At 51.5% G+C, this 12,588-nt stretch carries 10 protein-coding genes and 1 tRNA gene; 8 read left to right on the top strand and 3 right to left on the bottom strand.

What is annotated here, in order from left to right; genetic code table 11:
- Positions 1 to 13 precede the first annotated feature (13 nt).
- Positions 14 to 1,051, bottom strand: coding sequence for a sigma-70 family RNA polymerase sigma factor (locus H5P27_RS10465; RefSeq protein WP_185660337.1), 1,038 nt, complete (start codon positions 1,049 to 1,051; stop codon positions 14 to 16).
- A 138-nt stretch (positions 1,052 to 1,189) separates the two neighbouring features.
- On the opposite strand from H5P27_RS10465, the gene H5P27_RS10460 reads away from it, so the two are divergent.
- The 5 genes from H5P27_RS10460 to H5P27_RS19935 all read left to right on the top strand — a co-directional run bounded on the left by H5P27_RS10460 (position 1,190) and on the right by H5P27_RS19935 (position 7,298).
- Positions 1,190 to 1,276: transfer RNA gene (locus tag H5P27_RS10460), tRNA-Leu, on the top strand.
- 612 nt (positions 1,277 to 1,888) lie between these two features.
- Complete coding sequence (locus H5P27_RS10455; RefSeq protein WP_185660336.1) at positions 1,889 to 2,740, top strand: ABC transporter ATP-binding protein; 852 nt, start codon at positions 1,889 to 1,891, stop codon at positions 2,738 to 2,740.
- A complete protein-coding gene (locus tag H5P27_RS10450; RefSeq protein ID WP_185660335.1) occupies positions 2,733 to 3,548 on the top strand; it encodes an ATP-binding cassette domain-containing protein in 816 nt (271 codons plus the stop codon). The genes H5P27_RS10455 and H5P27_RS10450 overlap by 8 nt, the downstream gene beginning before the upstream one ends.
- Before the next feature lie 65 nt (positions 3,549 to 3,613).
- Positions 3,614 to 7,078, top strand: coding sequence for a PPi-type phosphoenolpyruvate carboxykinase family protein (locus H5P27_RS10445; protein WP_185660334.1), 3,465 nt, complete (start codon positions 3,614 to 3,616; stop codon positions 7,076 to 7,078).
- 91 nt (positions 7,079 to 7,169) lie between these two features.
- Positions 7,170 to 7,298: a hypothetical protein gene (locus H5P27_RS19935; RefSeq protein WP_281384304.1), complete on the top strand. Its 129-nt coding sequence runs from the start codon at positions 7,170 to 7,172 to the stop codon at positions 7,296 to 7,298.
- A 93-nt stretch (positions 7,299 to 7,391) separates the two neighbouring features.
- Here the strand turns inward: H5P27_RS19935 and H5P27_RS10440 are convergent, their stop codons facing one another.
- The gene (locus H5P27_RS10440; RefSeq protein WP_185660333.1) at positions 7,392 to 8,174 is read right to left on the bottom strand and encodes a PhzF family phenazine biosynthesis protein; all 783 of its coding nucleotides are present in this window, start codon (positions 8,172 to 8,174) and stop codon (positions 7,392 to 7,394) included.
- 83 nt (positions 8,175 to 8,257) lie between these two features.
- Here H5P27_RS10440 and H5P27_RS10435 point away from each other — a divergent pair, with 83 nt between their 5' ends.
- The 3 genes from H5P27_RS10435 to H5P27_RS10425 are packed head-to-tail and all read left to right on the top strand — an operon-like array spanning position 8,258 to position 11,642.
- The gene (locus tag H5P27_RS10435; RefSeq protein ID WP_185660332.1) at positions 8,258 to 9,841 is read left to right on the top strand and encodes an ABC transporter substrate-binding protein; all 1,584 of its coding nucleotides are present in this window, start codon (positions 8,258 to 8,260) and stop codon (positions 9,839 to 9,841) included.
- A gap of 29 nt (positions 9,842 to 9,870) precedes the next feature.
- The gene (locus H5P27_RS10430) at positions 9,871 to 10,878 is read left to right on the top strand and encodes an ABC transporter permease (RefSeq protein WP_185660331.1); all 1,008 of its coding nucleotides are present in this window, start codon (positions 9,871 to 9,873) and stop codon (positions 10,876 to 10,878) included.
- Positions 10,875 to 11,642 carry an ABC transporter permease subunit gene (locus tag H5P27_RS10425; RefSeq protein WP_185660330.1) on the top strand — a complete coding sequence of 256 codons (768 nt, stop codon included), beginning with the start codon at positions 10,875 to 10,877 and terminating at the stop codon, positions 11,640 to 11,642. The genes H5P27_RS10430 and H5P27_RS10425 overlap by 4 nt, the downstream gene beginning before the upstream one ends.
- Before the next feature lie 70 nt (positions 11,643 to 11,712).
- On the opposite strand, the gene H5P27_RS10420 is transcribed toward H5P27_RS10425, so the two are convergent.
- Entirely contained in the window at positions 11,713 to 12,414 is a 702-nt protein-coding gene (locus H5P27_RS10420; RefSeq protein WP_185660329.1) for a lipid-binding SYLF domain-containing protein, read from the bottom strand.
- Positions 12,415 to 12,588 lie beyond the last annotated feature (174 nt).

Raw genomic sequence — 12,588 nt, 5'->3', positions numbered from 1 at the left:
AATTCCAGTCCTGTCAACAGGTTGCTGCTTGGCTGTATTGAAATAGCTCTCGGCTCGCTTCCGTTAAGGTGCTCCTCAGTTTTTGGAATGCCCGTTTCTCGCGTTGGGCGACTTGCTGCCGGGAGATGCCAGTTTTGTTTCCGACTTGGGCGAGGGATAAACACTCCATATCGTCTCCAAGTCCGAATCGCATCTCGATCACCTCTCGTTGCTTCTGGCTGAGTCCTGAAAGGGCATCCCTAACCAGTTTGGTAGTCTCCACGACAGCGACATGCTGGTAAGCGGGATTCTCCTCGCTGCTCAATTCGCCGTGCTCTTGAGTTTTGCTCAGCTCTATGGGTGAGGCGTCTAGTGAAATTGTTCCAGCGCGAATGGCATCCGCGAGGGCCTCGTGTCGTTTGTCGGAAGAACGAAGAGCTTCCGAAATCAAGTTCACTGGAGTCTTTACGGGGCTCAGCTCTTCCAAAATGTGATTCCGTAGTCTGCGTTTAATCCAGCTTCCTGCGTAGCTGGCGAAATTTTGTTCAGGCTCGATCCGGTCAATCGCCTCCAAAAGAGCCAAGCGGGCAACCTGAAGGGCGTCCTCCTTTTTTGATGCTCTTATTCTAAGTCTATCAGTCCAGGTTTTCGGTAGCTCAGAGTACTCTAAGAAGAGCTCTGTTTGAGCATCTTTATATTTCTGGTAGCCTTGGTTCAGTCGCGTGAGGCATAGGCTTTGAATCTCTTTCCATTTCTTTTCCGGTAGGGAGTCCGAGTACCTTTGGGGACGGAGTTTCGTTACACCTAGAAGGTTGGCTAGCCTTTGCGCTTCCTCAGACCTGATCCGCTCAAGGCCCTTGTGTAGGCAACGCTTCGCCAACTGGTACTTGTTTTCCAGCGCTAAAGTCCTCAGTGCCCGTTCTAGCGAAATCCCTTGTCGCTGTCCTTTGAGTCCAAGGTCTGCCAGTTCGCCAGAAAAAGCCTCTAGCCACGCGGGATTGGCAATTATCCAATTCAGGGCGCGGCGAAACCTGACTATGCTCAGGATGTTGGCTTGGGGCAGGGATTCCATCAGTGAACTTGAAAAGCAGCCTATCTCGCTAACTTTTCCAAGCAAGCTCTAGTTGGCAGAGGAGGAGCCGGCAAATTTCCGAAGCCAAAGCTTGTTTTCAAGGAACAAGTCTGCTGCATTTCGGCAACACATCTGTATGCCCTGGTGGCGGAATCGGTAGACGCAGCGGACTTAAAATCCGCTGTCCGCAAGGACGTGAGGGTTCGAGTCCCTCCCTGGGCACCAAATTGAGTCGATGGTAGGTAGTAGGTCTTGAGTAGGCTCCCTAGGCTCCGCCCGACGATGTTGATTATGAGCGGAGGCGTTTTTGGCAAAGTTACCCCGGACTCAGGCAAAGCTATCGGCCGAGACATGAGTTTTTCGTTCAGTGCTTCTTAGTTTCGACAGTGTATTTGATTTTCGAAGACAGACTGGGTAGGGGCGCCTTGAGGAAAAGTTTGATCTCTTGACTGGAGAGGGTGAGTTTTGGCAAACAGACTGCTTCTTGGATTTCCCCGTTGCCCAAGCCCCCATGTTTGCTTGCTGCTCGCTCTCCATGTTGCGCAAAAACAGAATTAGCTACCGTTATGCCGAGATGATCGTTTCTGGTGGGAAATTGATCGTATTCGGCTATCTAGAAAGTTTTACGCAAAGTGTGATCAGCCCATTTCGATCCTCGATGGCGGCTAATCTGACAATTGCCCGTTTGAAAGAGCGGATTTTTTGTCAGAATAAGGTGTTCGAATGGCTCAGAACCCCCTAATTCAGGCCCTATTAGAAAAAAATACACATTTGTAAGTTATATTCCTTCTTTTCATCTTGTTGTCTCAATAGAGCTTTGCAGGATGAGCGTTGCTTATGCTGCTTGAGGTACGAGATTTGAAAATTCGCTTCAATGGCCGCCACTCGAAAGTCGATGCGGTTAAGGGCATCTCGTTTTCTCTCGACCAAGGGGAAACGCTTGCGATCGTAGGGGAAAGCGGCAGTGGAAAAAGTGTTACCTCCATGTCTTTGTCGAGACTGCTGCCACCGGCTCCCAAATGCGTTGTTGAGGGGGCGGCCTTACTCGATGGAGAGAACCTGCTCGATTATACGGAGAAACAGATGCGCAAGGTTCGCGGGAAGCGGATCGCCTATGTGTTTCAGGAGCCTTCGACCTCTTTGAATCCTTATTTCACGGTAGGGGCCCAAATCGAGGAAGCGCTCCGCTTTCATCGCGACGATGTTACTGACTTCAAGGCTGAAACTATCAGCTTGCTGGAGAAAGTGGGAATCAGAGATTCCTCGAAACGCTATGGCGACTACCCTCACCAGATGAGTGGAGGTATGAAGCAAAGGGTTGTGATCGCGATGGCTCTGGCCTGTCAGCCTGACATACTGGTGGCAGACGAGCCAACGACCGCCTTGGATGTGACGATCGAAGCGCAGATAATAGAGCTGCTCCGTGAACTTCGAGAAAAGGAGAACATGGCGATCATTTTGATCACCCACAATTTTGGAATCGTAGACGGTTTTGCCGACAAGGTCGCGGTTATGTACCGAGGGGAAATCGTCGAGCAGGGAGAGACCAAGCAGGTTCTCGCATCGCCGAAGCACGAATACACGAGCGCTCTGATTCGGTGCATTCCCCAGCTTGGGGTAAAGCAGCGACGTTTACCTGTGGTTGATTACTCGGAAATCGGAAAAAAGGAGATCGCAGCGGATGCCTAGTTCGGAGCAAGCCCTTTTGGATGTAGCTGACCTTTGCGTTAGCTATCCTACTAGCACGGGTGGGATCTTCACTAAACCGAGTTCCTTCCAAGCCGTGAAAGGAGCTTCGTTTTCCGTCAAGCGCGGCCAAACAGTCGGTCTGGTCGGAGAGAGTGGAAGTGGCAAGAGTACGATCGGAAAGGCGATCCTCAAACTGACACCCTCGGAATCGGGTAGGATTATTTACGATGGCACCGAAATTTCCAGCCTCAGCGAAAAGAGCTTTTTGCCATTCCGGAAGCGGATCCAAACCATCTTCCAAGATCCATACGCTTCGCTGAACCCACGATTGAATGTCGGAGCCATCGTAGCCGAGCCGTTAATTGTACACGAGCCCGAGTTGAGTCGCTCAGAGCGAGAGGAAAAGGTGGCTTCTCTGTTGGTTAAGGTTGGTTTGCCCGCGGATGCAATGTCCCGCTACCCGCACCAGTTTAGTGGTGGGCAAAGGCAACGAATCTGTATAGCCCGAGCTCTCAGTTCGCGTCCGGAATTCATTATTTGTGATGAGTGTGTAAGTGCTCTCGATGTAAGTGTACAGGCGCAGATTGCGAATCTGCTGCAAGACTTACAGGACGAGTACGGAATCACCTACCTCTTCATTGCCCATGACTTGGCAGTGGTCGAGCATATGAGCCACGAGGTCGTGGTTATGCAAGCTGGCCAGATTGTGGAGAAGGGAACTGCGGAAGAAATCTACAACGAACCAAAAACTGAATACACCCGGAAATTGCTAGATGCGGTGCCTAAAATGCCGAGCCTTCTAGCTTAGAATTTTGTCTAAACGAATCTGCCAGCCGTCTAAAATTTGCTGGCTAACCCGAAAAGAAAAATAAAATGGATACGCATAGTATTGATCTCAAAACACAAATCGGATTCGATCCGACCACCGGCGAAAACGTTTTCGACGCCAAGAATCAAGTCGAGTACTTGAACTTAAAGTTGCGTTCTCGCGGGTTGCCCATTTGCGGAGACGCAAAGGACTTTCCAATTTTGGAACTCGGTGATTCCCTGCTGCGAAGCGTAGAGGAAAAGAACAGGCTCTTGAAGGATTATCTCTGTCCTGCCGATCAGCGTATCCAAGACTACTTGGAGTCTCTCTTTAGCGAATTGGATGTAGAAGATCGTGTTTGGTTGCCATCGAACAACCTAGTGCTTGAGCGCCACGGTATGGCTCGCGCTTTGTCCATGCCGCCAGATTCGGACCGCTTCGAGTCTGATATTATCAGCAGCTTCAGAGTTAAGCAGGGCGTTTGTCACAATCCACGTAGTGACCGTAGAACTACACAGGGTGTATTCCATGTGGCCGAAGGTGGTCTGCCAGTCCCATTTGACAAAAAGCAAGTGCCTCTGAAGACTTTCGCCAAGCTTCTCGAGGTGGCATTGAACCCACCTGAAAGCTTGCTTGAGCTCGCGTTTACAGCGAATCAGGAAGAAAAGGCGCGTACCTTTGTTTCTCTCTTGTTGCGTCCGATCGTCCAGCCAGAGGTTCCCGGTGTGACCGAAGAAAAGCGCATGGAAGTTCGCTTCTTCGCTCCAGGTAACATGACAAGCAACCTCGACTTTGTAGAGTCGATTTTTGGAAACGCCGGCGATCCATTCCTGGCTGAGAACGATTCAGGCCTAGATGTGAAGCACTGGTCCGGCCACACTGGTTGCGTGATCTTAGCTCCACACATGACCAAGGCGAAAAAGAAGGATCTTGGCCTGCCTCACATTTCGGAAGCAACCGAGCGTCAAAAGCGAGACGGCATGTGCTGGGAATCTGAGGATGAGCTCTACAACGATGGCGGAGCCTTCAAGCTAACTTCTCGCGACAGCAGAGGCGTTGTGGTAACGCTCATTGCGGACAACTACTTCGGTTACTGCAAGAAGGAGGTTAAGACCCAAATTTCTTATGCGTCTAACCTGCTGGGTAACGTTGAGGAAGAGCACGCTGGTGGAGCTCTCGCGTTTGCCAGTTACGATTTGGGCGAGGAGTTTCAGCTTCAGAAGTCCAAGAACTACGAAGAGCACGTTTTCGACGAAGTTGTTGCCCGTTTGGGTGACTCCATCGATGTGAAGCCTGAGGGATACGCAATTGACAAAAAGTATCCAAATATCTTCTACGTTCCAGAGCGCTCGATTTTCCGTCTCGTGGACCAGCGAATCATTTGGAAGGCGAGTGGTGAGGAGCGTCAGCTTCAGCTTCAACCAGGTTGCACCTACATCCTTCCAGGCGGATATAAGGTGGAAATGAAACAGCCGATGGCGGGACGTCGTTGGCGCTTGCTGGGTACCGCAGCGGTGGGCACCTACTGCCATAAGCCTTGTACTGTATCAGGTGGTGGTAAATCGGAAATTTCCAAGCTTCTGACCGACGCGATTGTGGCGGGTCCAGTATTCACTGCCGATGTGAAGAAGGACTTCGACCAAGTTGAAGAAATCGTTGGCAAGGACTACAGCACTCGCTTCAAAAATCCTGAGGACACCGACGACCGCCCGCTCTTGAGCATGAAGCGTTCGCTGGGGTCGGTCATCCAGCTCTTGTCGCCATCGAAGCGATACACAGACGAGTACAATGCTTGGCTGCAGAGCATTCCTGGTTACGTGATCGATATCGTTCTGGTTGTTAAACGTTTCTACAAGGAAAACTGGGCGCAGAATTGGCGTGACCGTTTCACTGTCGATATCGTGAATGGCGCTCCTGGTAACGAGTTGAAGTATCGTGATCAAAAGCTGATATCCCAGTACTTGCGTGTTGGCTTCGAGGAAGATGGTTCTTGGCGTGTATTCAGTTTGCGTAAGGACTTCTATCCTGCGTCTAAAATCCAGACGGAAGATGATATCTCTTCCACTGTGGTTGTTCCAGCGAACTTGCTGAAGGGCTTGGATAAGGGCGCAGTGGGATACTCTTCGTTGAAGTTTATCGTAAACTGCGAATACCGTTTGTTCCAACGTCCGGACGAAGCGATCCACCGGGGCTACGACAAGACCACGGAGAGCGACTTCTCACGGGATAACATGTTCTTCTCGAACTACGAGCCGCTTGACCGTGAAACGACTCGCGAGCTAGCCAAGGACGCTATTCGTTTTGGTCAATTCACAGAGCCGATGCAGCGCGTTTTAACCGAGTTTAATGGTGAGACAAAGCCCGACTACGCAATCGATTCGTCGCACCCACGTTTGGTCGATGGTAAATTTACGAAGAACCCACGCTACCTGCAAAACCGCTTGGATCTGGAAGATGAACAAAGCGTATATGTAGCCGAAGTTGGAGCTCGTTTGTATCGTCGTCTTGAGAAAGAGGATACGGTTCACTTCCCAGTGAATTGCGTACTCCCAGGTCGCCGCAACAACCCTCCAAGCGATGGCGTTCGCGCCTTGGCTCCCTTTGGCCCTGTTCACTTCCAAGAACTACCAGAGGCGTTCATGGACTTCATTGCGAGTTTGACCGGTAAGTCTCCATCGACGACAGGCGCAGGTTCGGAAGGAGCTCTCACCAAGGGCCCATTCAATGCGCTTCTGCCAATCGTGGATATGAATAACGCTCTCGTTTCGTTCATCGTGACGGGCTACGAGTGTTTCATCTCCTCCGCAGGCTGTGTGGGTCCAAACTTCCGAGTAGATCACGACATCAGCTTGTTGGTTCCTGAGCTCTGGAGCCGTATGCGTCCAGAAGAACGGAAGTCCAGCTACCTCAAGAAGAAGGGCTTCCTGGAAGCATGTGAGGATTTCGAATTCGAAGGGGAAAAGATCGAAGCCAGCCGTCTCGGATATCGCATCACCAAAGAATTCGTTCAGTCGATCGGCGGTCGCGTTTTCTCAAACCCTGGTTCGGTATTTCCAGAAGCGGTGCTTCGTCCGGAACAGCAATCGATGGAAGCCTATGTGGATGGCATTAAGAACATCGTAGAGACTCAGCGTAGTGTTGCTCTCAACTACTTCGCGGACGGTTCTATCGATGCGGCGTGTCCTCCGCTCAAGGCCTTGCTGCATGTGATGGCTTACGGCGAATACGAAGGAATGGGCTACCAGGACGAAGCGTTCAGAAAGCTCTTCACTTACGAAGCTATGATCGAAAGTGACTGGTACAAGGCACGTCTCGATGCTAAGCAAAAAGTGGATATCGGCCTTTGGGAACGCCACGCTGCTTACCTTGACAAATTCCTCTCACACGAACGCAACGTCGGAATGGCGCAACGTATTCAAGCTGATAAGATGAAAGCTGCTATCGAGAGACGTTTGGAAACATTCCGTTCTCCCGAATACCGCGAACATCTTGTTGGTTGCATTGGGGCTGACCCAAGCTTGCACAAGTAGGCTGTTTGTTTCTTCCAGAGCGCTAGGTTCGCTGGCATTGGATATGCTTTAAGTGGGTTGAAGTTAGTAATTCCTTCAACCTACAAATCCAATGAATGAAATAGTGCTCTGGCTCAACAGCAACCCGTCGATCGCTCTGGTGACCGCCTATGCCTGCTGTGGAATCGCCGTACTAGTCGGCTCCTCGGCTGCGAAGCACCGACGCAAGGGTCTCAGCTGAGAATTCGACTAATTAGCTTTTAAACAGAATATAACGACGCCAGGTCTTTCGGGGCCTGGCGTTTTAGTTTTTCTAGACCTGCCGAACGCCTAGCTAAACGTGAATGGTCGCTTCGGAGTAAAGGCGGGCGGTACCACCGATTTTCACTCGGTCGCCTTGGTCTTTGCAATAGAGCTCCCCCCCTCTTAGACTGATTTGCTTCGCGTGTAACTCGCTTTTTTTCAACCGTTTAGCCCAAAAAGGTATTAGAATGCAATGGGCTGAGCCAGTGACTGGATCTTCATCAACGCCAAAAGCTGGGGCAAAGAATCGTGAGACGAAGTCGTGGCCTTTTCCCGGAGCCGTGATGATGATCGTGGAGTCGGAAATCTTGGAGAGGTAGGCGAAATCGGGTTCGATCGCGGCGACGATTTCCTCGCTCGGAAAAACGGCCATCGAATAGTGGGACTGATAGAATTCGATTGGGATTGCCCCTAAGCCATTTGAGACCCAGTCGGGTATTTTTGTTGCCGAGGCCGCTTTGCTGGGGAAATCAAGAGTCAGGAGCTGATCGCTTACTTCAACTTTGAGCGGACCGCTCGCGCAATCGAAATTAATCACCTCGGCTTGTTCATTTAGGCAATTTTTGAGCACGAAGGCGCTAGCCAGGGTCGCGTGGCCACAGAGGGGCACTTCTGTCAGAGGTGTAAACCAACGTATATCGTAGCTAGCCGTCCCTTTTGCTACGAGGAAGGCGGTCTCTGCCAAGTTGTTCTGGGCAGCTATGCTTTGCATGAGAGAATCGTCCAACCATTGGTCCAATACGCAAATGGCGGCCGGGTTGCCGGTGAAGGGAACTGATGCAAACGCATCGACGGTGTAGAGTTTCAGTTTCATGATCTATAATTTTTGCAGCACCTTTCGGGCCGTTGGACGGCAAGAAGGTTGCGCTCGCGTAGGGAGTCGATTGGATACGGTCCATGTTAAAGAGTCTTCTGGCACTGTGCCTTGCCTGTCTATCTCTATTGTTCGTCGGTTGCGGATCGAAATCGGATTCTAGCCAGTCGTCGGCAAAGGTCTTCATCTTTGCTCGCGGTAGCGATGCCCAAAAGCTGGATCCCGCTGATATCGACGATGGAGAATCGGTGAACACGCTGACTCAGATGTTCGAAGGCCTAGTTCGGTTCAAGAGCGGAACCTTGGAGGTCGAACCGTTTTTGGCTGAATCGTATTCGATATCTGAAGACGGTCTGATCTATGACTTCAAGATTCGACCAGGCGTTACGTTTCACGATGGCACTCCTCTGGATGCGGAGGCCGCTGCCTTTTCGTTTCTTCGTCAGATGGATAGTTCCCACCCCGCCCATTTGCCTGAGGCGGCCTTTTCCTATTGGAACTATCTCTACCAGGATGTGGCCTCGGTTGAAGCCGCTGGACCGATGGATCTAAGGATCACGCTTTCGCAGCCAAACGCGTCGATGCTTCGCTCTCTGGCGATATTCCCGGCTTGGTTGATTAGCCCCAAGGCTTTTGAAACCTATGGATCTCAAATGCAGCGCCATCCAGTAGGAACGGGTCCATATCGCTTGGTGGAATGGCGTCCAAACGAGGCTATCGTCATGGAACGAAATCCGAATTACTGGGGAGAGGCTCCAGCATTCGAGCGATTGATCCTCAAGGTCGTCCCTGATAATACGACTCGGCTTTTGCAGCTGAAATCCGGCGCAGTGCAGGGCATGGATGGACTGCAGCCAACTGAGGTTGCCTCCTTGCGAGAGGACCCAAATCTCACGGTTTATGAGGAAGGAGGACTCAATGTGGGCTATTTAGCTTATAATCAAGATTCGTCCCGAGTCTCCATACCCGAAGTTAGGGAGGCGCTCTCTTTAGCAGTCGATCGGGAGAGCTTCGCTGCAGTGGCCTTGGAAGGAGCGGGTCGGCCTGCAAAATTCCCCTTGCCAGAGGGGTTTCTTGGGTATCCAGAGAATGGATCCGGAATCCCGTATGATCCTGATCGGGCTCGAGAGTTGATCGGTCCCTTCAAGGAGCTTTTCGTAGACAAGCCATTGGAGATTCTCGTCATGAATGCCCCGAGACCTTATCTTCCGGATCCCGTTACAGCGGCGACTTTTATCAAAGGTCAGTTTGAGGCCATAGGAGTGCCAACTAAAGTGGTTTCGGTGGATTTCAAGACACAGCTTGATCTCCTGCGAAACGGAGAGTTCGAAATAGGAATGATCGGATGGGTCGGGGATAATGGAGATACCGACAATTTCTTGAGTGTATTCTTTGGAAGCTGGGCAGCGGAGAAGGGGACTGCTACGAACTACAGTTTTTATCGAAACGACGAAATGGACCGACTCCTTCTCACAGCCCGCAAAACTGTGGATTCTAAAAAAAGGGAAGAGCTTTATGGAGAAGTATTGGATCTTTGGATGCGAGACATCCCACTGCTGCCGCTTTGTCATGGTGATAATATCGTGGTGCTGAGCTCGGACTACGAGGGCTTTAAGTTACAGAAAATCGGAGACTTGAGGCTGAGCGAACTCAGTTTGAAACAGTAGGCGGTAGGCGACGATCCAGCCCCTTTGCTATGGCTATCTTGCTGCGGAGAGTCCCGTTTTTCATCTGCTTGTACCTGCTTGCCAGTTTGGCGATCTTCGCAGCGATCAATGCCATACCCGGCGATCCAATCGCGCTACGTTTTGGCAAAACGGTCGACCCGGAACGGGTCGCGATCGAACGGGAAAGGCTAGGCCTGGATCTCGCTTGGCCCGAACGTTTCCTTCTCTCGCAAAAGCGTTTCCTCTCTGGAGACTGGGGGAAGAGTTTGAGTAGTGGACGATCCACTACGGATGATTTTGCGTTGTTCATGCCGGCTACGATTGAGCTTAGCATCGCCGCTATGGCTATAGGATCGGGTTTTGGGCTCCTTGTTGCTCTGTATGCCTCGGTGGGCAGGCCTTGGCTTGCTCGTGTTGCCGAAGGTATCGGGTCGATCGGATTGGTTGTACCCATTTTTTGGGTAGGCATATTGCTGCTTGTTGTTGGCTCTCTTTGGCTGGATTGGTTTCCGATGGGAGGACGATTTGACATGGCGAGCCTACAGCCACCCCGCATTTCGGGGTCTCTATTGCTCGACTCGATTTTGGATGGGGATTTCAGGTCCTTTGGACTCTCTCTGTGGCATTTGATACTGCCTGCCCTCTGCCTCTCCGTTTTACCAGCAGCCAGCGTCGCCTCAGTTACTCTAGGGAGATTGGGTGAGCCGGAGCTACAGGCCTTTATAGTGGCCCTTCGATCGAGAGGCTACAGTGATGCCAGAATCCTCTGGAAGCATTTGCTGCGTGTATCAGCGGGGCCGACTATCACTGTTATCGGCACAACTTTTGGCATGTTGCTGGGAGGAGCCTTTTTGACCGAAACCGTTTTTTCATGGCCTGGAATAGGTCGCTATTTGGTTAATGCTATTTTGGCTCGGGACGTGTTTGTGGCTCAGAATCTCCTTACCTTCTTGGTCTTGGTGGTGATCATGGTAGCCTTTATTTCCGACCTGATCGTGTTGCGTTTAGACCCCAAGCGAAATGGAGGCCAGGCGTGAGTGGCAAAGTCTTAAATCGTCTTGTGCTCGGTCTTTTTGCCGTTCTTCTGGCGGGTCTATTTTGGACGCCTTACGATCCGTACGGTCAGGAATTTTTCACTTTGCGGGCCAGTGGTCCAAGTTGGGAGCATTGGCTCGGTGTAGATCGTTTAGGCCAAGATTATCTAAGCCGCATCTGGCGTGGATCGGGCAACTCTATTCTTTTCGCCTTTTTAGGCAGTTTTGTATCGATTGTCGTTTCTGCTCTTTTGCTTGGCTTAGAAGAGAAGGGCGGAAGAGTTATCGGGAGTGCGGTTCGTTCTGTGGTATCCTTCGGAATCGCCATGCCGGCCATCTTCGTGGGCTTGTTGATCGTAACCTTTATGGAGCGTGGGCCATGGGCTTTGACGACGGCCATCAGCGTAGCCGGAGTGCCTTTTGCTTTTCGGCAACTACGCGTGCTTTGGAGCGAGTTGAAATCGACAGCCTACGTGGAGGCCAGCAAGGCAATCGGTGGAGGCGCTTGGCATCGGTTCAACTTTACGATTTGGCCCAACCTCTGGCCACAGCTACTTGGCCTTTGGAAGCTTGTATTCGCCTTTTCCTTACTGGAGCTCAGTGCTTTGACGTATCTCGGTTTGGCAGGCGACCCAAATTGGTCCGAGCTCGGGACATTGTTGAGAGAAGGACAGAAGCTACTTCTGAACGATCCCTCTTTTGTAATCTGGCCGGGAATGGCTCTTTGTCTTGCCCTCGGTTCCGTGAGACTGGTGAGAGCAGATTAGGGACTCGCTCTCGATCCCTGGATACAAAAAAGCCCATCCGAAGATGGGCGTATTGAAAGTTTGGGGCTTTTTATCGGCCGCCGTCGGTGTAGAAATTCAGGCGTTGTAGTAGGGCCTTAGCTTCCACGGGAAGTTCGAACCAATCGCTCATTACGATTTCTGGCATGTTGTAGTCCGTATCGTAGAAAAACTTCGTCCCCTTGTTGTTAGGAGCGACCCAACCGGCACTGACTGAGACCCCAGCGTACAGACCCTTCTTGTTGGAGTAGACGAGAATCTTGGCGTTTTTGAAGTCAACGTTTTGGCGGGCTTCGCGAGAACTCTCCAGTGGGCCGGCCACGGCGGCGGCGTCTGCTCCAAAATCGAAGCGGCCTGTGTATGCCTTGCGGACGGTGTCGAGGTCCATGATGACGTAAACAGCGTCGAATTCCTTCACGCCGAGTTGGAGCCCTATGTTTGCTCCCCCGGTGCGGACGAAGGCAGGCACTCCCCATTCGTCGGTGATTGGGTTTTTGGCGATGAGAATTCCGTTTCCGGCGTGTCCTCCCACCATGAAACCACCGCGGTAGTTCAGGGTGAAGATAATGCCTTTGGCGTCCTTGAGAATATCCGCTGGGATGGCGGTCTCAGGATTGGCCATAATTTCTTCGAGCACGTACTCTCCGTTTACGATGTTTTCGACGAGCTTCTCGCGTTTCGGCGCTGCTTGAGTCGTAGCGGCGAGAAGGACGAATCCTAGGCAGGCAAGTGCGATCCGGGTGATTTGCTTCATGGTTGTGTGTGGGATTGGCGCTGGATGTCTACGGTTCTTTTGCAGCGCCTGTCGCTGTAAGGAAAGCGATTATTTGAGCGGGTTTCCATTTTTATTGCAACAGAAGATATGGGACTGTCCGGCCAACAATTCCATATTGGGGAAGGTTTTAGGTTGTTTTGCTGGCGGGCTTTG

It is taken from the genome of Pelagicoccus albus, assembly GCF_014230145.1.
Lineage (GTDB): Bacteria > Verrucomicrobiota > Verrucomicrobiia > Opitutales > Opitutaceae > Pelagicoccus > Pelagicoccus albus.
This window is presented reverse-complemented; position numbering and strand designations above follow the sequence as displayed.